This is a genomic window from Pantoea sp. M_10 (assembly GCF_008631515.1).
Taxonomy (GTDB): domain Bacteria; phylum Pseudomonadota; class Gammaproteobacteria; order Enterobacterales; family Enterobacteriaceae; genus Pantoea; species Pantoea anthophila.
The window spans coordinates 22,046-42,242 of the sequence record NZ_VWUL01000010.1 but is presented as its reverse complement, the minus strand read 5'-3'; the positions used below and the strand labels follow the sequence as shown (position 1 = coordinate 42,242).

The window sequence follows — 20,197 nt, the reverse complement described above, 5'->3', positions numbered from 1 at the left end:
TCCGGCCCTCACAGCATCACGGTTTTTTAAACTTGTCTTCGACCTTCTCTTTCGCTTCCGCAATTTTGTCCCCGGCCTTGTCCATCAGCCCCTCTTTGTGATCGGGATGGTCTGGCGTCAGCGAGCGGTGATCCTGCTCCGCGCGGGCCTGTCGCGTGCCTTCAAGCAGGGGATCGGTCGCTGTGCTCTGGCCGCTGACCGGTGCGGCGCGGGTGTGATCGGCCCGGGCATGGTCGATGTCGACTTCCTGACGGCGCACCGAGTCATTGATGGTCTCCACCCGGTCGCTCTCCTCTTTACGCAGCACCACCTCTTCGATGATTTGCGCGGTCTTGTTGACCACCGGCTGCTCGTGCGACTCCTCCACTTCCACCGTTTTTTCTGACCAGTCGACATTATCGGGCGAACCCGCTTCGTTCACCGGGCGGCGGAAGATTTCGGCGTGCTGCTCATGCAGCGAGACATTTTCAGACACCCGATCGGTGACCGTATAGCGACGGACGCGGGTCGAGCCTTCGCTGACCAGTCGCTTGCCAACTTCCAGTCGCTCTTCAGCCAGACGCAGCACATCCTCATCACTCTCATCACCGGTCAGCGCGGTGCGGGTCGTGCCGCGCTCACTGTTCAGCGGAGTGACCGTCTCGTTACCCGGTAACGTTCCGCTGGCTGGCGGCGTCAGGCCATTGTCAACCGTAGCGTCACCGGGAACGGCGGCGGTACGCTCCGTCAGCTCTTCATGGGCATCAAGAATGCCCAGCGCGCGCGGCAGCTCATCTTCATCAGCGCGCAGCGACAGCACCACCCCGCCGGTACGCATCGCATCTTCATACACTTCGGCCTGATCTTCCTCCAGCGTGTTGCCGAACAGGCGTTGCCAGAAGCCAGGATGGCGGGCCTCATGACCTTCTGTCCGCAGTCGTTCGCCGGAGATGATATCGATATCATCATCCAGGAATCCCGCTTTGATCAGGTTACGTTTTGCCCCCTCTGCCAGTGAGATATTGCTGAACATTGTTACGATTGTTTCACGCGCCATGTTGTGTTCCTCGCTGATGGATTCGGATGACTCTGGATGAGGGGATCGGGTCAGGTGAGCGTGCTGTCTGCGCAGGGTCACGACCTGTTCTGTCGCCGCCTCGCTGACGACCGTGCGGATGTGCCACTCCTCTTTCAGCACCAGATGACGAACGATCTCGACTTCCTCTTCCACAATCGGGATGATCAGAACGCCATTTTCCTCCCGGATCGCCGGCATCGCCGCCAGCCTTTCCGATTTGGGAATGCGCTCTATCGCCGCCGTCTGCTGCCGGAGCATCAGCGCCATCGTCTGCTGATGCTCAGTGACCTGCCGGGTTAACCTGACAACGCCGTCACTGATCCGCTGTGTTGACACCTCTGCCGTTTCTTCAGCAAGGCTTATCACCTGCTCGTTATCCGCTGACCCTGATTTTTCAGGAGGCTGATTGTTCATGGTTAACCTGCCTGTCATACAGAGCGATCATTTGTACTTCTCCTGGCCTTGAGCATAAGTCACTGCTTTTCGGTTAGTTAAAGCCTGGCACAAAGATGGGCAAAAGAAAGGAAAATGCAGATAAACGCAGCCATATGAGGATAACGTGGCGCTAAAATCGCATAACCGAGGCGGCAGATAAAAAAAGGTTCTTACTGTGTCAGACAGTCAGATTGCTGTTTTAGACTGCTCAAAAAAAGGGCCAGCCCTTTTTTCAGGCTGGCCCGGGAAACAGAGACGTCTGCGTTCAGGGATTGAGCCACTGACACGCCTTCAGTTCGCCGTCGGGCGCATAGCGAAACAGGGCGCGCTGATTGTCGTTACGCTGTAACTGGTAGCCCTCCAGTGTGGTGACCTGCAGGATCACCACGCCGAAGTGCGGCTCGCCAGACTCTGCGGCGTGCACAGCGGGCATCTTATTTGCCGGCATCGGTATCTCGCCCGGCGGCCCGCCCTGATAGGTCTGCCGGGTGTGCTGAGGTAATGCCTGCCAGGCCTGCCGGGTGATATCACTCCCCGCCGCATAACAGCTGACCCGGCCCGCCAGTCGCAGCTGCAGCCGGCGCTGCAGACAATATCCGAGTACGGTGACCGCCGGATTGGCCGCCATCTCCTGCCACTTCGGGCTGCGGACATCAGTGTGAAAAGTCAGCATCCGACGGGGACTGCGACTCTGGCGCAGGACCAGCGTGCGCGCCTGGGGGCGCTGCTCAGCGTCAACGGTACAGAGTGCCAGATAACGAAATGCGTCCTGTGGATCGGCGGCGGCCGCCTCCAGCGCAGCCCAGGCGGTTGCTTCAAACTGTGTCAAATCCATCGGGTTTCTCTCGTCAGGGTTGGGGGGCAAGCCAGACGGCTCTGCTCAAGCGTAGCAACGAAGTGACCAGATGGCCTGCCATCGCGGGAGGTAAACCGCGGGATCGGGATCCTTTCGCCGACCCGGCCGTCACCGAGCGGGTCAGGAAGGGGGAAAATGCGTGCCGCATGTTCTGTTTCTGCGTCTCTGTGTTATTTTTGCGCTATCCCTGAGATCGCGAAAAGCGTTACGCCATGGAGGCGGCTATGTTGTCTGAAATGTGTTCGCCACGTATGACCTACCGGCCGCTCAACCCTGAGGACTGGCCCTTCTATCTGGCAGTCAGTCAGGACAGATCGGTGATGAAATATATCTGTGACCCGCGCAGCGCCGAAGAGATAAGAACCCGCTCTTTTGATGTTCGCCTGCCTGAATGGGAAAAGGGCTGCCAGCACTGGCTCTGCCTGGTGATGGAGGAAAAAGCCAGCGGGCTGCCCGCAGGTTTCTGCGGGTTTATCGATCGCGGAGACGGCATTGCCGAGTTCGGTTTTATTGTTGCCGCGCATGCGCAGGAAAAAGGCTACGGCCGCGAGTCACTGCATGCCACCATCAGGCTCTGCTTTGAGCACCTGGATTACCGTCGTCTGGTCGCCACGGTGACGGCGGGTAATGCAGCCTCACGCCGCACCCTGCTCTCGGCGGGTTTCGTTCAGGAGGGAACACTGCGGCAAAATTTCTTTCTGGACGGTGCGTGGCAGGATGACTGGATCTTCGGCCTGCTGAAACAGGAGTACCGGCCCTGAGGCCGGGAGAGGCCACAGATGACTCTCCCCCGCCTCAGTGACGCGCGATCAGCGCAGAGCGGCCCCTGAACCGGCGGCGATGGCCGCGGCAGGCAGAGACGGCGTTTCTGCACAAAGCATCGCTTCAAAATCGGCCGGACTCAGCGGCTGGCACAGCCCATTCCCCTGCATAATGTCGCATCCTGCCGTCGTCACGAACGCGATCTGCTCTTTTTCCTCGACCCCTTCGGCGGCGACCCGGATACCCAGACTTTTACCCAGCCCGGCGATAGCCCGGAACATCATACGCACCCGCATACTGGAGCCCAGCTCGCGCGTCAGTGACTTATCGATTTTAAAGCCCGACACAAAGCTGTAGCGCAGCAGGTTGATCGCGCCCAGCGTCCGTCCGAAATGGTCGATAATGAATGAAGCACCGGTCTGGCGGATAGCTTCAACCTGCACCGGCATATCCTGCACCAGCACCGTCAGCAGGGGCTCATCCACTTCCAGCTCGACAAAACCGGCATCGCCACCGGCACTCTCCCGGAGCACCTTCTCCAGGCTGTTGCCCACCAGCTGGCGCGGAAACAGATTGATGCTGACGCGAAGATGAGGCGCGCGCACCTGCCACTGCCGGACCTGATCCAGCGCCGTCCGGATAATCCACTCCCCCAGCGTGACGGAAAGCGGGCTCTTCACCAGCATGGCGATGAAATCAGCCGGCAACAGCAGGCCGCGCGTCGGATGCTGCCAGCGCACCAGCGTCTCACAGCCGGTGAGCTTGCCGCTTTCGACGTCGTAGCGGGGCTGATAGTAGAGCGTGAACTGCTGCTGCCGCACCGCGGACTCCAGTTCGCGTTCAAAGCGACGGCGCTGCTGCTCCGCTTCACGAAAGGCGGGCCTGAACAGGATGCTGCAGCCTTTGCCCGACGCTTTGGCACGATAGAGCGCCAGGTCGGCGGCGGACATGACCGCAGAGGGATCCCGGCCGTGCTCCGGATAGGAGGCGATACCGGTGCTGGCGCCGACCACAACCGGTGAGTCGTGATAGCTGAACGGCGTCTGAACGGCGGCAATCAGCTTCTCTGCCGTCAGCGCCGCCTCCGCGCAGCCCCCCGTCAGCAGGATGACAAATTCATCACCGCCCAGGCGCGCCGCCGTCACCGCACCGGTGCACACGGTACGAATCTGTTCGGCAACGTGACACAACAGCGCATCCCCGGCCGCATGGCCCAGGGTATCGTTCACTTCCTTAAAGCCATCAAGATCGGTCATCAGTAACGTATAGGGGATCTCCGCTTTAGTGAGCTGAGCGACCTGATCCATAAACGCGCTGCGGCTGGCGAGGCGCGTCAGCATATCGAGAGAGGCCAGCTCACAAAGCCGTGCCTCACTTTCATGACGGGCGGTAACGTCGCGGATAATCATGCCCACCAGCCGCTCTCCCCCTTCACGCCAGCCGGAGAAAGAGACCTCAGCCGGAAATTCGCGTCCGTTACGCGTCAGTCCCCAGATCTGCAGAGAGCGCGGACGCGAGATCGCCGATTCATCGGAGGTAATCCGGGCCAGTTCATTACGGTAGTCGATCTGGCAGCGCGCCGGGATCAGCTCACTGACGAACTGACCGCGCATCTCCTCCGCGCTGTAGCCGAACAGAGCGGTAGCAGCAGGGTTCCAGAAGGTGATGCCGCGCTGCAGATCCGTGCAGATAATGGCGTCAGGCGAGGTAGAGGAGATCGCCTCCAGCCGCTGCTGACTGGTATAGCGCAGTAATTTAAGCCGGTGCATCTCCATGCGATCCATCACCAGCGCGGCAATATCGCTGAGATGCTGCCGATCTTCTGGGGTCAGCGGCGCGCGGGGACGGGTATCGGTCAGGCAGACCGTGCCGATGTGATGACCATCCGGCGTGGAGAGCGGAATACCGGCATAAAAGCGGATATAGGGATAGCCATGCACCAGCGGGCTGTCGCAGAAGCGCGGATCCTGCAGGGTATCCGGGACACAGAGTATCCTGCCCTGCGTTAAGGTGTGATGACAGAACGCGACGTTGCGTGACGTGCCCGTAATGTTCAGTCCGTAACGGGAAGCAAAGAACTGCCGCTTTTCATCAATAAGGGAAACAAACGCGACGGGCACCTGAAACAGTCGGGCGGCAAGCGTAGTCAGACGATCCAGCGCATCGTTTGGCGGTGAATCCATCATCTGGTACTGCCTGAGTGCATCGAGGCGCGCCGCCTCGGCATCATGATAAACGGGACGTTTCAGGATAACTTCCTCTGCGGATCGGTACTGTGGACGGCATGACACAGCATAAAGAGGACACGTTCAATCAGACAGGCCAGGCAGCATGCGCTGCTGACCCGCTGCCGGAAGAAAGGCCCGTCAGTAAAATCTGGCGCAGCCGATGGCTGCGCTTCGCTTAATCTGTTTATCGGCCTGCCATATTCTAACTTCAGAGAAAACAGCGGCTGAAAACCCTATTTTTTCTGTTTTGCTACCAGCTCAAAGTGCGGATGCTCCCCGGCCAGCAGCATCAGCAATTCATATTCCCCCTGACTGAGCCGCGCAGGATTTTTTGACGCCTCTTTGGTCTGCCAGACACGCTGGCTGAGGTCGAAACGCTCTGCGGCGATCTCCTGAGAAAACCCGGCGGCAAGGCGGAGCTCACGTACGTTGCACTGCACGGCGACAGGTCGCTGTAAAATCTGATTTCCCATATGAAACTCCCGGCTTAGGGTGGCCGTATAGAGGGCAGGACGCCATCACACGCCTGACCAAAGCATAAATTCTGGTTATGTTTTAATCGCCCGGCACAGCAGGCCGTCCTGTGAAATCAGTGAATGCAGCGTGCGATGATTAAATAAGGCAAATTATCTTTCTGACGATGCCTGAATAATAAACACATCGATAAAAGAATAACCGACAGGATGAGACGCAGACTCATCCCGCGATTATTGCCGCACGCTCTGCCCTTAAAAAATAAGGTGTCAGAGCGCAATTTAATAATCATTCGCGAACGTGCACACGGTTTTCATACAGGCACATTCTTCGTCGGGCGACTGATGTCAGGCCTGACTAAAGGCAGCCCATCCGCCAGGCTGTTCCGTGGCTTCGCGTCTGTTCGCCACGGCAACCGCCTGATGCGGGAGGGTAAAGCGGGTGATGACGCTGCCCAGCGTTTGCGTCTGACCGCTGAGACTGCCTGCGGTGGCTGACACCTGCTGCACCAGCGTCGCATTCTGCTGCGTCACGCGGTCGAGCTCAGCAACGGCGACGGTGACCTGAGCGATGCCTTTACTCTGTTCATCTGACGCCAGCGCAATCTGCCCGATAAGCTCATTCACGCCACCAACGCCGCGCAGGACGGCTTCCATCGTGGTGCCGGCGCTCTCCGCTGCACGGCGGCCATCGTCAACCCGCGCCACCGTATCTGAAATCAGCTCTTCAATCTCTTTAGACGCCGCCGCACTGCGCTGCGCCAGTGAGCGCACTTCGCTGGCCACGACGGCAAAGCCGCGGCCCTGCTCACCGGCGCGCGCTGCCTCAACGGCCGCATTCAGCGCCAGAATATTGGTCTGAAACGCGATGCCGTTAATGGTGGCGGTAAACTGACGAATTTTTTCTGACCCTTCCGCGATGCTGGTAATGGCCGCAGTCACCGTCTGAACCAGCTTCGCGCCCTGCTGCGTGGTATCGGTTGTACTGACGGCCAGCTCCCGCGCTTCACGGGCGTTCTGCGCGTTGTGGCGCACGGTGACGGTAATCTCTTCCATGCTGGCGGCGGTCTGCTCCAGTGCCGCAGCCTGGGTGGAGGTCCGATCGGAGAGATCTGCGTTGCCTGCGGCAATATCAGCGGCTTCACGATGAAGAATGGCGGCGTTGTCGCGGATAGCGCTGACCATATGCAACAGGCTGTGCTGCATCTCTTTCACCAGCGGAACCAGCTGTCCGACACAGTTACGGCCCAGGTCTTCCGGCTCCTGCGTCAGATCGCCATCTGCAATGATTTTCAGGTGACCACGAATTTTTGCCACCGGACGCACCAGATGCACGACCAGATAGCGATCGCAGAACAGCAGTAACGCGAACGCCGCCAGCAGCGCCGCCAGCAGTACACCCTGCAGCTGATGCCGGTCAGCCCTGAGCGGCGCCTGATGCTGCGCCAGCTGCTGCGTGATGCTGTTCAGTTGCGCCCGTGCCGCAGAGGCATAGTCTGCAGGTGTGGTAGTGAGTGCCGTACGCAGACGCTCCCAGTCAGCGCCTTCCGGCATGGCAGCCATCACCGCACTTTTGTCGGCGGCGCTTCCGCTCTGCATGGCGATAGCGCTTTGCGTCAGAAAGCTGAGCTGCTGAGTGAGAACGGCGGTACGATCGGTCTGACGATAGATGTCGCGCAGCACATGGCTACTGTAGCCGCCTGCCATTGCAACCACGCCCAGTGAAATGATCATCATCCACAGCACGACGCGCCGGATGGTGAAATGCCGGAGTGAGTTCATAAGGTTTCCCTGATGTTGTTATTGGTGTGTGTAAAAGTCGGGCAATAATAAGTTCTGTTATCTGCTTTAGCGCGTTATTATATAGTGCGCTATTTTTGTTCTTTCTATCCTGGCAGGATATTTCAGAAATTCAAATTTTTTGACGACAAAATAAAAGAATCGCCGTTCTGAAAATATTTTATTGAAGAAAGCCGATCCGGTAACCGTTTGCCGCTCTCTGCATTCCGTTACGTAATAAATTTGTCAGGACACTTTATTTTTACGGAAATTGCCTGTACTCATTACACACTACTCTGCAATTTTCCTGCTTAATTTCGCTCCGTAACCAGCCGGGGCGGAGGAATTCATGTTTATAAGTCTCAGCGGCGGCGATGATGGTCGCACGCGAACCCTGCGCGCGTTGCGCAATCCCGACGAAAGTCGTGATGAAGTGCTGCGTCAGTTTGTCCGACTGGCCAGTCAGGCGCTCAGCATTCCTGGCAGTTTTATCTCCGTGCTGGATGATGAGCTGCAGCATGTGATGGCCGCGCATAATTTTACCCTTACCCGGTCCAGCCGCGAAGATTCGCTCTGCCGGTATGCGGTCGACAGCGACAGCACCGTGGTGATCCCGGATACCCTGCTGGATGAACGGTTTGCGACGCACCCCTTGATCATCGGCGCACCCTTTATCCGCTTCTATGCCGGTACGCCGCTGAAAAACAGCACGGGCATGATTCTGGGCACCCTGTGTGTCACCGACACTACGCCCCACCCTTTCAGTCCGGCTCAGGTCACCATGCTCACGATGCTGGCCACCCTGGTCATGTCATTCCTGGAAGCCTGGTATTCGGCAGGTTTTGCCGATCCCGTCACCGGATTGCCTAACCGTCAGCGGCTTATCCGTGACCTCCAGTTTCTGGCCGCCTCGGGTGATCGGACGCCACGGCGACTGGTCCTGATTGACTGCATTGATATGCCGCGCGCTTACGAGCTGGCGCGTTCAATGGGGATGGGGCCGGTTGAAAGCCTGCTGAAAGATGTCGCCACGCTGCTGCCTCTGCGCCTGCGCCCGGCGCCGGGCGAGATACTCTATACCGTGGCCACCGGGCGTTTTGCCCTGTTAACCCGCCAGGAGAGCCGGCTGAGTGCCGGATGGGTGGCGAAGCAGCTGACGGGCATCAGCGCGGATCTGGGCGACGGGCTGTCTGTCGCGCTGATGACGCATACCGGTGAGGCCAGTTTCATCACCGGTGAGATGCCTGCGCAGGAGATCCTGCGCCGCGCCGTCAGCGCCCTTCATGAAGCGATCGCCCGGGATGTCGCGTCGATGTGTTTCAGTGAAGCCACCGACACACGGCATACTCAGGATTTCACGCTGATGCACGATCTGGCCCTGGCGATACGGGAAAACAAAGGATTGTGGCTCGCGTATCAGCCGAAAATCTGTCTGCATAGCGGAAAGCCGATTGGGCTGGAAGCGCTGATCCGCTGGCGGCATCCCCAGCGCGGCGAGCTTTCTCCGGCAGAGTTTCTGCCTTTTGCCGGACAGACTGAACTGCTCAGCGAGCTGACCCGCTGGGTGACCGAGCAGGCCATCACCCGCCTTTCCCGGCTGCGTGACAGCTATATTCAGCTGCCCGTCACCATCAACGTCAGCAGCAGCGATTTCTCCCGCAGCGGGTTTGCCGACGAGCTTGAAGAGCAGATGATCAAGGCAAAGCTGCCAGTTTCACTGCTGGGCATCGAGTGTCTGGAGACAGAGCGGATTCTGGAGAGCCCGGCAGCGATGCAGGGGCTTGAGATGCTGAAACTGCGCGGATTTGGGATCTCTCTGGATGACTTTGGTACCGGCTACAGCAACATCAGCTACCTGCGACGTATGCCACTGGACGTGATCAAGCTGGACCGCTCGCTGATTAGCGAAATCGCCAGTGATACCGGCTCGCGGGTTATCGCCCGCAGTATTATTGCGATGCTGAAAGATCTCGATTATACGGTGCTGGCCGAAGGCGTGGAGAATGCGGAAACGGTCAACACGCTGACCGAATTTGGCTGCGATCAGGCGCAGGGATTTTTCTACTCCCGGCCGCTGGCGGAAGCGGCGCTGGATGAGTGGCTCGGCTGGCGATTACGCAGCAAGTGCTGAGCCGGTTGCGCCAGCGTCAGCCCTCTACCGGGCCGGATCAAACACGCTGAATCCCGCCGATCCGGCAATCACGACGGTATTGCGTCCGGCGCCTTTTGCCTCATAGAGCGCTTCATCCGCACGCCGCAACAGCGCTTCGCGTTCGCTGTGGTGATCCCGCGACGCGACGCCTGCGGATATCGTCATCGTCCCGACAAACGGAAACAGGGTGGCGCTGACGCTCTCACGGATACGTTCCGCCGTGCGGGCGGCGTCCGGTAGCGACGTCTCCGGCAGCAGCAGAATAAACTCTTCTCCCCCAAACCGGCTGACAATATCCCCCGTACGACTGGCCTGACGCAGCAGTGCCGCCAGACTTACCAGCACCGCATCGCCCGCATCGTGTCCGTACCAGTCATTGATCTTTTTGAAATGGTCGATATCGATGGCGATCACGCACTGTTCATGGTCGTTGTCACTCTGCGCCGCCAGCGCCGAGAATCCGCGCCGGTTGCAGAGTCCGGTCAGGGGGTCAGTCATCGCTTCATCGTTCAGTGCCGCCAGATGTCCGGCGACGGCGTGACGATGCTCCTGCACCGCTTCCCGGAGCCGGTCGGCTTCGTAATACCAGGTTTTGACCGAGGAGAGAGATTCCGCCTGCGCTTCGCTGCCGCCGTTGCGGACTCTGTCCGCCAGCTTCTCAAGCGGAGAGGCGATGCGTCCCGCCAGAAAAGCAATAATCGCCGCGGTCAGCACGATAATGCCCAGCGTGAACCAGATAGCGTTTTCCGCCGTGCGCATCAGCAGGTGCCTGACCGTTTCTGAGGTGCCGGTAATAAACACGTTCCAGCCGGTTTTGTGCAGTGTGCCATAGCCGATCAGATAGTGACGACCGTCGTTTTCCAGCGTGAAATGCCCGCTCTCCGTATCCTCAAGCCGCTTCTGCAGCGCCTGGCTCAGCTGCATTTTCGTGCCGACCTGTGCCGGGTCGTGACTGAAGATGATCAGACCTTCATTGCTGACCACGCTCACCGTAGAGCCTTTGGTATAAAAATGCTGGCTCAGGATGTCGCTCAGCATGCTCTGTTTTTTGAGATAGATCGTGCCGCCTATGTAGCCCAGGTAGCGGCCATCGGCGCTGAACAGCGGCTGGGATAAAAACAGCACATAGTTACCGGCGGCAGAGGTGAACGGCGCGGAGATAAAGGGCTTTTTGGTGGAAATCGCCTGCAGGCTGGCCGCCGAGTGGAGTTTTACGCCAACCAGTTTCAGACTTTCCGGTGAAGTTGCGGCAATAACAGCGTCATGATTCACGACCACGACCGAGTTGAAAAAGCCCGACTGCATCCGCAGGCGATCGGTTTCGCTTTTCAGCTGCGTCAGATCGCCGAGGTCCCTGATCTGCGACGCACTCCACGCCAGTTCGCGCTGCGCTGTCCCCAGATAACGATCGGTGGTATCCGCCAGTTTGCGGGCATAGGCAATGTTCCCCTCAAGCAGGCTGTCTTCAATATTGGCCTTCTGAAACAGCAGCAGCGCCCCCAGCAGCAGACCGGAGGTCAGGATGACGCCGCCAATGGAAAGCAGCGTCAGCAGGGAGCGAAGACGTATTTTTTCGTGGGGCATTGCAGTCGGAATCCGGAGTAAGTATCCCTATAGTGTAACTGTTGATGGCACGGCTGAAGGGGAGAAAAGAAGATGATTTCCCTCTCCTTCCGAATGATTAACGTTCCGGCGCTGCCCGACAGCGCGCACGCCGGTCAGTCAGAGTTCAGTCCATATCGCTTCATCTTTCGCCACAGGGTGGTGGGACTGATGCCCAGCATCACGGCGGCCCGGGCGCGATCGCCACCGGTTCTGTTGATCACCGACGCAATCAGTTTCCTCTCCTGCTTCTCCAGTAAATTCACCTCGTCACTGAGCGTGCAGGGTGGCACCTCACGCTCACCGGCAGCTGAAGAAAGGTGGCAGAGTGACTGCAATGCATCGGCATCGACTGTGCTGCTCTTATGCAGCACCACCAGCCGCAGGATAGCGGCTTTCAGCTCACGGATATTGCCCGGCCACGCCGCATTATTGAGCAGGGCAACCGCTTCGTCGCTAAACGTCAGTGTCCGGTTCTGGCTGGCCAGCAGCGCGTCGACAATCAGCATAATGTCGCCCCGGCGCGCTCTCAGCGCCGGCAGCCGCAGCTCCAGAATATTAATGCGGTAAAAGAGATCCTGGCGGAACTGTCCTGCGGCCACCATCTGACCCAGATCTTTGTTACTGGCGGTGATCAGGCGGAAACTGGCGGTGATGAGCCCCTCGCCCCCTACCCGGCTGAACCGTTTTTCCTGCAGAATACGCAGCAATTTGATCTGCACGGCGGGCGGGGCTTCGCTGATTTCGTCGATAAACACCGTGCCGTTCATCGCCATTTCGAAAATACCGGGTTTGCCGCCCCGCCGGGCACTGGTAAACGCCCCGTCAGCGTAGCCGAACAGTTCACTTTCCAGCAGGGACTCCGGGATTGCCGCGCAGTTAAGCGCAATAAAAGGCCCCGCGCTGCGCGCACTGGCGTGATGAATACTCTGGGCAAACAGCTCTTTGCCCGTGCCCGTCTCCCCGAGAATATTCACCGGCAGATCGTGAGCCGCATAAAGTCTGGCCTGCTCAATCACAGACACCATCTCAGGCGAGCGGCCCACGATGTCCGAAAAGGTGTAAACCGTGGTGAAGCTGCTGCCTGCAGGCTTTCTCGCCGGAACCGGAGCGCATCCCTCGTGCTGTCCCGCTCTGACGGCGGTTATGAGGGTATAAAAATTTTGCTGACCGGGGATATGTTTCACCGTCAGCCGGAGGGCGTCGCCCTTGATCTCATGCACCTCGTCGGTGATATCCCGCTCATTGATGATGCTGCTGAACAGCGTTTTAAACGCGTCGTTTTTTAAAATCTTATCCCCGATCCGGCAGGGAAAAAGCGACAAACCCCGGGCGTTGATATTGATGACTTCCCCGGACTGATCCAGCCACAGGATCCCTTCCCGCGACTGATTGAGGGCTGACCAGGCCATCGCCAGCTTCGTGCTCTCCCTGTTGATATATTTCAGCGTGCTCGCCGCGACATCGAGAGCCTGCTCGATAGCGATATTATCGGTGTCCCCCATGATGACCTTCAGATCGTACTTTCTGGCCATTTCCGCGACGGTCAGGCCGCCAATCACCAGATCATAATCATTATCTGCCAGATTTTTGACGACGTTATCAATGTCATAGTGGTTGTAGACCTGACAGATTTTGAACTCTTCATGCGTCATGTTCTGGTAATGACGAAGAACATGGCAGAACTGCGGAAACCCGACTGCGGCGATTTTTTGTGACTTCTTGCGCGCTTCCATCAGGATACGAAATATGCCGTGCAGGTCGTGGGCGATTTCAATGACCGGAACTGCCACGTTATTCCGAAGCAGTGCCGCGGTGCCACCCCGACTGATGAGGATGCGGGTTCCTCCCTGAATCAGCTGCTGCGCTTTTTCAACCACGTCAAAATAGCGATATTCGTAAACCGGAATATCGATCTTTTTCTCAAGCAGGACATTCGAGATGCGTTGCGTGATGGTTTGTGACACCGAGAGGATCGCAATTTCGTTGTTTTTCATAGGCCATTCTGCGCCATCGTTTTACCGGAAAAGCGGCAACTTTCGTCACGCTGACAGCAACCGATGCCGCGTGACGAAACGAACAACGCCTGCGCAGGGCAATACGCAGGCAGATTTTTATGGGCGGGATTCTCAATCAGAAACGCTGGCGACGATAGACAATCTGTCCATTGCTGATGGTCGCACAGTTGTCGAGATAGTGATCGCCCGTTAAGCGTTCACCCCGGGTGTCTTCAAACACCACCTTCTCCTGCCGCAGTTTCACGATAGCGATATCGGCAAAGGCGCCGGAAGCCAGCGTGCCTGCCTCGCCCTGCATTTTCATCAGGCGTGCAGGCGTGGTGGTGACGGCGCGAACCACATCGAACAGTGACATTCCCATGTTCAGGTACTTGGACATAATAAAGGGCAGACTGAAGACCTTATCGGTGCGCAGGCTATTTCGCAGGGTGAGATCGGTGCTGATGATGTCCGGATTAAACCCCTGCTCCATCGCCTTGCGCGCCACGGCAAAGTCGAAGTGCGCCACACCATTCGAACAGTCGAAAATGACGCCGCGATCCCTGGCCGCTTTGATGTCCGGAAAGAGCTCGCCGTTGGCCTGCAGGATGGCATGGCCGGTGCCGTGGAAACAGTGCGCGAAGATATCATCAGCCTGGAAATGCGTAATCAGTTCATCGGCGGGCAGACGCGAATCTGTCACATGCACGCACAGCCCGGTGTTCAGCTGACGGGCCAGTTCCACGGTGGCGAAGAAGGGATCGCCACTGAAGTGACGTCCCCTGGCGATATCCTGGCTGTAACGCAGCTTCAGACCGAGAATATTGTCGCGATGTTCATTTACCGTCCGGGCAATCTTTTCCACGTTGAAGTTGGCCGGGTTGGTATTCTCCAGATACCCGGTCGGCCCGCCGCCCAGCGTGGAGAGGCCGACATTGACGACGTTCAGATAGCTTTTTATCCGCGTCTGCGCCGTGTTGATGACGCTGTTACGGAACAGTCCGTAGTTCACCCAGCCGCTGCTGCCCGCATCCACCACCCCGGTCACGCCATTGGGCAGGCCGATCACATCGGGGTTAACGCTGATAGCTGTGCCCCCATGAAAAACGTGGGCATGAAAGTCAATCAGGCCCGGTAGCACCAGGCAGCCCGCCGCGTCGATGACGGTTTCCGCCTCCGGGTTGTCAACCGACTGCAGATCGACGATACGGTTGCCTGCCACCCCAACGCTCTGGTCAAGGAAGATGGCGCGTTCCGGGTCCACTACCCGGCCATTTTTAATCAGAATATCCAGTTTCATTTTGCTTTTTCCTTTATCCAATACCGATCATTTTCCAGTAGGGGATCCCTATGAGAAAAAAGACCAGCACGTTGACCAGCACCATGGCGCTACCCAGTAACCAGAAGGTTTTTTGCGGGACATACCCACTTGAGAAGGTGAAGACACCCGCGCCGTTGCCGTAATGGGTCAGGAGTGCGCCATACCCGGCAGAGAAGGCCAGTGACAGTGCGATGTACATCGGGTGGGCCTGCGTGGTCATGCCCAGCGTGAATAACACCGGATAGAAAGAGACCACAAAGGCACTGTTAGAAACGAAGAAGTAACGCACCGCGAGGCTGATAAAAACCAGTACGCCAAGGGCACTGATTTCGCTGAGTTGCGACAGGTCCAGATAGTTTTTGATCACGTCGACCAGAAAGACATAGAAACCGCCTTTAGAGAGCGCGACCGCACAACCGTAAAACGCACCGTACCAGACAAAGGTCTGCCAGGCCGATTTTTCACTGGCTACATCATTCCAGTTCAGTACGCCGGACAGCAGCAGACAGGCCAGGAATGCCAGCCCCACCGGAATGAAGGGGATCCCCGTTAAAGAGCCGGTCATCCAGCCGAGAATACCCAGCACAAAGAAGACCATCAGCAGTTTCTCTTCACGCTTTACCGGGCCCAGCTCGTGCAATCCCTGAATGGCAATGTCATTGACGTTATCGATGCTCTTCAGTTCAGGCGCATAGAGTTTATAGAGGATCCAGGGGGCCGCCAGCAGCACCAGTCCCGCCGGCAGGATGGCAGCCTTAAACCAGACCATCCAGCTGAGATTCACATTCATGATCTCATTCGCCAGCGAGACGGTAATCGAGTTGGTTGCCATCCCGGTCAGGAACAGGCTGGAGGTGCCCATCGAGACGACATACATCAGAATCGTGAGATAAGCGCCAATCCTGCGACTGCCCTTATCGGGCGTTGATCCCAGTGCTTCGGCGATGTTGCGGAAAATGGGATAGGTGATGCCGCCGGAACGCGACATGTTTGAGCCTGTGGCCGGTGCCAGCACCGTGTCGGTTACCATCATCAGGTAACCCAGTGTCAGCGTATTTTTGCCATAGCGCTGAAGTAGCAGGTAAGCGATACGTTTACCTAAGCCGGTGATCACGAAGGCTTTGCAGATGATAAAGGCACTGATGATAAACCAGACCATCGGGCTGCCAAATCCGGCAAACAGCGGGCCAGGCGCAATGAACAGTGACGCGAAGCCCAGAATAATCAGCATAATCACGGCGTCGGTGAACGGACGCAGAACCAGACCGCACAGCATCGCCAGATAGATACCGACTAAGTGCCAGGTCTGGGCGGAGAGGCTTTCCGGGGGCGGGATCATCCAGAACAGAACGGGGAAAAAAAGGATGGGTAAGAGCTTCAGATAAAGCATGATGATATTACCTCTGCTTAGCAGCCGCGCGCCGGGACGCGGCTTTTCATTATTTTTAAGAATTAGCGGTAAACGTCGTCGATGAACTCAACGCCTTTTTCATCTAATGCTTTTCTGACCCATGCCCGGTTCGCGGTGCCACGCTTCGCTGCGGCAACTTTACCGGCGTCAAAACTGGCGTATTCCGTCGCTTTTTCGAGCAGCGCCGCGGCATCGCTCAGCGGGACGACTATCACCCCGTCTGCATCGCCCACGATCAAATCCCCCGGACACACCGCGACACCGCCGACGGCGATGGGGGTATTAACCTCTCCCGGTCCCTCTTTAAACGGACCGGCGGGGTTTGAACCCGTGGCGAAAATGGGGAAATCGAGCACCGAGAGGGCATCAATATCCCGGACAGGCCCATCCAGCACGATGCCGGCAATTTTGCGATCGTAGTGAGCGTAAGCGATCATGATCTCCCCCATCAGTGCACGGGACCGATCGCCTTCGTTAGAGACCACGATGACATCGTTTTCTGTTGCCATATCCAGCGCCGCATGCAGCATCAGATTGTCACCGGCGCGCGCCTTCACGGTAATGGCATAGCCCGCCATGACAGGTCTGGCCGGTGAAGAGATGCGCCTGATGCCGTTACCGAGTACAGCAATCCGGTTCATGGTGTCAGCAATGTTGGCCACAGGCAGCTGCTGATAGGCTTCGAGTAACGCCACGTCAAAAGCGGGACGCTGTGTGAAAATACGGTTACCAATAGACATACGCTTCTCCTTAAAAGCCCGGCACCGGCCAGGATGGTTTTTTGCCCGATAACACTTCATCAATGCCGATGGCGGAATGCAGCGAGGCACGGTCCGTGGCTTCTTTCGTAGCGGCACCAATATGGGGGGCAATTACGACGTTACTCAGTGCAAAAATGGGATCGGCGGGATCGAACGGCTCTTTCTTCAGGACATCCAGCCCGGCTCCGGCAATCTGAGAGGTCGACAGCGCGTGATACAGCGCTTTTTCATCGACCAGCTTGCCGCGTGCGGTATTGATGAAGTAAGCCTCTGGCTTCATCAGTGAAAACTGCTTTTCACCGACAAAGTCAAAGGTCTCTTCTGTCGCCGGGCAGTGCAGCGAAACAAAATCACTCTCCCGGAAAATCCGGTCAAAATCCTGAGTTAACTCAACACCGTCCGGCAGCTGAGCAGCTGTTTTGTAGGGGTCAAAAGCAATGACTTTCATGTTGAAGCCATGCAGCGCCTTCATGGCTACGCGTGAACCAATATTGCCGACGCCGATAAGGCCCAGGGTTTTCCCGTCCAGCTCAACTTTTGGCGTGCGCAGTTTTGCCCAATAATAATCTTCCAGCATTTTCTCTTCGACGAGACGGAAGTTACGTGAGCAGTGCAGCATGAAGAAAAGCGCCAGTTCAGCCACGGACATACTGTTGGCGACAGGCGCATTAAGAACCGTGACGCCGTGGCGTTTTGCCGCCTCTAAGTCAACGGTGTCATAGCCTGCGCCATGGCGTGCAACCACTTTTAATTTTTTTGCTGCGGCAAATACGCGCTCAGACATTTTTGAAAGTCGAACAATAATTCCGTCACAGTCAGCGATATCGCGAATGATATCCTCCTCTTCCATGCCGGAACCGGTAATGAGTTCGTAGCCACGACTCTCCAGATAGTCCCGCCCTTCCTTCATGATCTCCTGCGGAAGCAGAATTTTATAGCTCATTTAAGGTACTCCCTTGTGGTTTCTTTCCCCGGCTGTTGCAGAGGTCATGCCAGAATGAAACAGACAGACAAAAGAAAATAATTAAAATCATGAAAAATAATAATTTTTTATTTTAATGTTAGCTGACACGCCGCTTTAAAAGAGTGACAACAGTCTCACCCTGCGCGATGGAAAAATAAGCACATTTCAGAGTGAAAAGAAAAAATTTCAATATGAAATAACCACTACGTTAATATCTGGTTAATTAAATTTTCATGTTTTTTCTGACTGGTTAAAAGAAGGTAGATCAGATTAATGAAGGGATAAAATATAACGCTGTTAATGTTATTTCCAGACCACCGACAACAGGAAAAAAATAAAGATCTCTTTTTCCTGCAATAATGAAATAGGAAAGGTTTTTCGTTCCGGACTGCGCTCAGAGGTGACAGATAAAAATTTTCATTCCGTTCAACTTTTTTGAGCGCTGATGACAGGCGCTTCGTTGAAAAACGGATGGGGCTATTTCTGCCCCACCCATCATTTTTTCAGATACAGATGAACGGTACTGGCTGGCGAGAGCGTGATAACGTCATCAATCAGGTTACGTTAACGCCAGAATGACTTAATATAAGAACGGCTGCTGAGTCTTTTAATAAAATGGTAGGGACATGTAAAACGCTGCCCATCCCACTCAAGATTAAACCACTGAAACTCATCATCTTTTATTTTCTCTACCAGGCTCATCGCCTGCATGGGCGTCTGAAAAGCATAAGCTTTCATCACGCCCTCTTTGGTGCATAAATCAATATGAACCATGGAACCCCCTGCTGTGTAAAAAAGGCACGCTTTATAATTATGGAATAGCCTTTAAAGCATAATGCAGGATCCGCCCGCCGATTATCTGAATCTGTAATATTTACGTAAAAGATCAGATAACGGTTTTTGTTGTCTCTTTTTGGGCAAATAAGCCTTATAACATCAATTAATTTGACGATGCAGGCGTTAAAGGGCCGGATGTGAATAGACGCCCCTTGTCGCGATTGACGACAGCACAGATAACACGCTCATCCGCGCATTTTTTTTGGTCTGCCGTTCCGGCTTCAGATGCGCGCCCGCTCGGGCAGAGCGTCACCGATGCTGTCGGGATGGTCAAAAACAGAGCATATCGTTACACTCTCAGCAGCCTTCTCTGCAAACCGGCACGGCTCAGACGTTCCCTTACGGCAGGCAATAAGGACTCTTATGCTGGATTATATGGTGTCGCTCTACCGTACTGTTCCTGTCTCGCCGGACTGTCTCAGCGCCTGGCTTGCCCGCTGGCTGGCCCGGGAGCAGAGTCGCTGCCACGATCATCACTTTTCCGCCGCGTTTCCCTGGCGCGAAACCGGCCTGCCCCAGCACACCTTTTTGCAGCGGGAACTGACGATAAACGGCCAGCGCTATCTCACCGGGCCGCGCTATCTGGGAGGAGAACTGGCTCAGCCCTTCATTGATGTCATCGCACGTGATGGCGCGCTGGATTATGCGGCGGCTGACGCCATCATGCGGGCGTGGCAGGTGTTGAATCCGCTCAGGCTGCGGGTCCTGTTGCCTGTGACTCACGCTGAAATCGGCTTTACTGACCAGCTGCTTTTCCTCAGCGATCCCGCTTCGCTGCCGGAACCTGTCACAGGCGAACTGTCTCTGGTCACCGCCAGCCGGCGCGATTATCCCGCCTGTCTCGCGGCGATCCATCACGCCTATCGCGTCAGCAGGCAGACCCTGCCGCATCTCCGCGATCAGTTACAGGCTACCAGCAGGCAGGAGTTACGGGATGATATCGCTGACGGGCACGTCCGTCTGATTGTCTGGCAGGAGAGGATGGCTGGACTGATTATTTGTGTGCCACGGCAAACGGCGTTTATTGAAGGCTTCCAGATTATGGATGAAGTTATTATCCCTGCCTGTCAGGGCCGGGGGCTTGCCGCGAGCGCGCAGCGGCTTTTGCTGCGGCAGCTTCATCTGCACCATGACGAGCGCGCGCTGCTGACCGGCACGATTCTGCCAGGCAACCTTCCTTCTTTGCGAACGGCCTGCAATGCCGGACGACGCTGCGTGCTGAAGTATCAGTTTTTTACCCCCGCCGATTTACGTACAGGCGGTCTGATCTGCTGAGGTCACCACAAGGCGAGCGCAATCAGCTTATCCTGCAGCCGGTAAACCCGCTGCTTCAGACTCAGGCTCTCTTCAGCACCGATCAGGTTAGCCTCATAAGCCGCATTGATTTTTTCCAGCGCGCTTTTGGTGCTAACTTTCAGTCCTTCATGCCAGTTCGCTTCTGAGCGGCTGGCTGCCTGCTTCTCCAGCTTTCTCACATATTCCGCGACGTTTTTGTTCGCGGAAAACAGGTTACTCACGGCCCTATCTCCCTCTTTTTGCTGCTGTAAATGTCCCTCCCGGCG

Annotated in this window: 16 protein-coding genes; 3 read left to right on the top strand and 13 right to left on the bottom strand. The window is 56.6% G+C overall.

The window, feature by feature from the left end; genetic code table 11:
• Positions 1-16: 16 nt before the first annotated feature.
• The gene (locus F3I47_RS20295; protein WP_150030351.1) at positions 17-1,471 is read right to left on the bottom strand and encodes a YsnF/AvaK domain-containing protein; all 1,455 of its coding nucleotides are present in this window, start codon (positions 1,469-1,471) and stop codon (positions 17-19) included.
• Positions 1,472-1,757: 286 nt separating this feature from the next.
• A complete protein-coding gene (locus tag F3I47_RS20290) occupies positions 1,758-2,327 on the bottom strand; it encodes a pyridoxamine 5'-phosphate oxidase family protein (RefSeq protein ID WP_150030346.1) in 570 nt (189 codons plus the stop codon).
• A gap of 245 nt (positions 2,328-2,572) precedes the next feature.
• Between F3I47_RS20290 and F3I47_RS20285 the strand changes: the two genes are divergently transcribed.
• A complete protein-coding gene (locus F3I47_RS20285; protein WP_150030345.1) occupies positions 2,573-3,109 on the top strand; it encodes a GNAT family N-acetyltransferase in 537 nt (178 codons plus the stop codon).
• Between the two features lie 48 nt (positions 3,110-3,157).
• Here F3I47_RS20285 and F3I47_RS20280 read toward each other — a convergent pair whose 3' ends face one another.
• From F3I47_RS20280 to F3I47_RS20265, 3 genes are all read right to left on the bottom strand, one after another.
• Positions 3,158-5,293, bottom strand: coding sequence for an EAL domain-containing protein (locus tag F3I47_RS20280; protein ID WP_058957582.1), 2,136 nt, complete (start codon positions 5,291-5,293; stop codon positions 3,158-3,160).
• 278 nt (positions 5,294-5,571) lie between these two features.
• On the bottom strand, positions 5,572-5,811 hold the full coding sequence (locus tag F3I47_RS20270) for a hypothetical protein (RefSeq protein ID WP_009093224.1): 240 nt from the start codon (positions 5,809-5,811) through the stop codon (positions 5,572-5,574).
• A gap of 348 nt (positions 5,812-6,159) precedes the next feature.
• The gene (locus tag F3I47_RS20265; RefSeq protein WP_150030344.1) at positions 6,160-7,593 is read right to left on the bottom strand and encodes a methyl-accepting chemotaxis protein; all 1,434 of its coding nucleotides are present in this window, start codon (positions 7,591-7,593) and stop codon (positions 6,160-6,162) included.
• Positions 7,594-7,939: 346 nt separating this feature from the next.
• Here F3I47_RS20265 and F3I47_RS20260 point away from each other — a divergent pair, with 346 nt between their 5' ends.
• Positions 7,940-9,721, top strand: coding sequence for a sensor domain-containing phosphodiesterase (locus F3I47_RS20260; RefSeq protein WP_150030343.1), 1,782 nt, complete (start codon positions 7,940-7,942; stop codon positions 9,719-9,721).
• Between the two features lie 24 nt (positions 9,722-9,745).
• On the opposite strand, the gene F3I47_RS20255 is transcribed toward F3I47_RS20260, so the two are convergent.
• The 7 genes from F3I47_RS20255 to F3I47_RS20225 form a co-directional block, all read right to left on the bottom strand.
• Positions 9,746-11,326 carry a sensor domain-containing diguanylate cyclase gene (locus F3I47_RS20255; RefSeq protein WP_150030342.1) on the bottom strand — a complete coding sequence of 527 codons (1,581 nt, stop codon included), beginning with the start codon at positions 11,324-11,326 and terminating at the stop codon, positions 9,746-9,748.
• 134 nt (positions 11,327-11,460) lie between these two features.
• Positions 11,461-13,341 (bottom strand): sigma 54-interacting transcriptional regulator, encoded by a 1,881-nt coding sequence (locus F3I47_RS20250; RefSeq protein ID WP_150030341.1) that lies wholly within the window; start codon positions 13,339-13,341, stop codon positions 11,461-11,463.
• A gap of 136 nt (positions 13,342-13,477) precedes the next feature.
• Positions 13,478-14,641: a metallo-dependent hydrolase gene (locus tag F3I47_RS20245; RefSeq protein ID WP_150030340.1), complete on the bottom strand. Its 1,164-nt coding sequence runs from the start codon at positions 14,639-14,641 to the stop codon at positions 13,478-13,480.
• A 13-nt stretch (positions 14,642-14,654) separates the two neighbouring features.
• Complete coding sequence (locus F3I47_RS20240) at positions 14,655-16,052, bottom strand: DASS family sodium-coupled anion symporter (RefSeq protein ID WP_150030339.1); 1,398 nt, start codon at positions 16,050-16,052, stop codon at positions 14,655-14,657.
• 62 nt (positions 16,053-16,114) lie between these two features.
• A complete protein-coding gene (locus tag F3I47_RS20235) occupies positions 16,115-16,813 on the bottom strand; it encodes an RraA family protein (RefSeq protein WP_150030338.1) in 699 nt (232 codons plus the stop codon).
• Between the two features lie 10 nt (positions 16,814-16,823).
• Positions 16,824-17,777, bottom strand: coding sequence for a hydroxyacid dehydrogenase (locus F3I47_RS20230; protein ID WP_150030337.1), 954 nt, complete (start codon positions 17,775-17,777; stop codon positions 16,824-16,826).
• Positions 17,778-18,362: 585 nt separating this feature from the next.
• Positions 18,363-18,572 (bottom strand): hypothetical protein, encoded by a 210-nt coding sequence (locus F3I47_RS20225; protein WP_058958532.1) that lies wholly within the window; start codon positions 18,570-18,572, stop codon positions 18,363-18,365.
• Between the two features lie 426 nt (positions 18,573-18,998).
• Between F3I47_RS20225 and F3I47_RS20220 the strand changes: the two genes are divergently transcribed.
• Complete coding sequence (locus tag F3I47_RS20220) at positions 18,999-19,910, top strand: N-acetyltransferase (protein WP_150030336.1); 912 nt, start codon at positions 18,999-19,001, stop codon at positions 19,908-19,910.
• 2 nt (positions 19,911-19,912) lie between these two features.
• On the opposite strand, the gene F3I47_RS20215 is transcribed toward F3I47_RS20220, so the two are convergent.
• Positions 19,913-20,152, bottom strand: coding sequence for a hypothetical protein (locus F3I47_RS20215; RefSeq protein WP_150030335.1), 240 nt, complete (start codon positions 20,150-20,152; stop codon positions 19,913-19,915).
• Positions 20,153-20,197 lie beyond the last annotated feature (45 nt).

Excerpts from the sequence above, each read along its gene's own strand:
- F3I47_RS20295 (WP_150030351.1), bottom strand. The coding sequence starts at position 1,471 with ATGAACAATCAGCCTCCTGAAAAATCAGGGTCAGCGGATAACGAGCAG.
- F3I47_RS20290 (WP_150030346.1), bottom strand. The coding sequence starts at position 2,327 with ATGGATTTGACACAGTTTGAAGCAACCGCCTGGGCTGCGCTGGAGGCG.
- F3I47_RS20285 (WP_150030345.1), top strand. The coding sequence starts at position 2,573 with ATGTTGTCTGAAATGTGTTCGCCACGTATGACCTACCGGCCGCTCAAC.
- F3I47_RS20280 (WP_058957582.1), bottom strand. The coding sequence starts at position 5,293 with ATGGATTCACCGCCAAACGATGCGCTGGATCGTCTGACTACGCTTGCC.
- F3I47_RS20270 (WP_009093224.1), bottom strand. The coding sequence starts at position 5,811 with ATGGGAAATCAGATTTTACAGCGACCTGTCGCCGTGCAGTGCAACGTA.
- F3I47_RS20265 (WP_150030344.1), bottom strand. The coding sequence starts at position 7,593 with ATGAACTCACTCCGGCATTTCACCATCCGGCGCGTCGTGCTGTGGATG.
- F3I47_RS20260 (WP_150030343.1), top strand. The coding sequence starts at position 7,940 with ATGTTTATAAGTCTCAGCGGCGGCGATGATGGTCGCACGCGAACCCTG.
- F3I47_RS20255 (WP_150030342.1), bottom strand. The coding sequence starts at position 11,326 with ATGCCCCACGAAAAAATACGTCTTCGCTCCCTGCTGACGCTGCTTTCC.
- F3I47_RS20250 (WP_150030341.1), bottom strand. The coding sequence starts at position 13,341 with ATGAAAAACAACGAAATTGCGATCCTCTCGGTGTCACAAACCATCACG.
- F3I47_RS20245 (WP_150030340.1), bottom strand. The coding sequence starts at position 14,641 with ATGAAACTGGATATTCTGATTAAAAATGGCCGGGTAGTGGACCCGGAA.
- F3I47_RS20240 (WP_150030339.1), bottom strand. The coding sequence starts at position 16,052 with ATGCTTTATCTGAAGCTCTTACCCATCCTTTTTTTCCCCGTTCTGTTC.
- F3I47_RS20235 (WP_150030338.1), bottom strand. The coding sequence starts at position 16,813 with ATGTCTATTGGTAACCGTATTTTCACACAGCGTCCCGCTTTTGACGTG.
- F3I47_RS20230 (WP_150030337.1), bottom strand. The coding sequence starts at position 17,777 with ATGAGCTATAAAATTCTGCTTCCGCAGGAGATCATGAAGGAAGGGCGG.
- F3I47_RS20225 (WP_058958532.1), bottom strand. The coding sequence starts at position 18,572 with ATGGTTCATATTGATTTATGCACCAAAGAGGGCGTGATGAAAGCTTAT.
- F3I47_RS20220 (WP_150030336.1), top strand. The coding sequence starts at position 18,999 with ATGCTGGATTATATGGTGTCGCTCTACCGTACTGTTCCTGTCTCGCCG.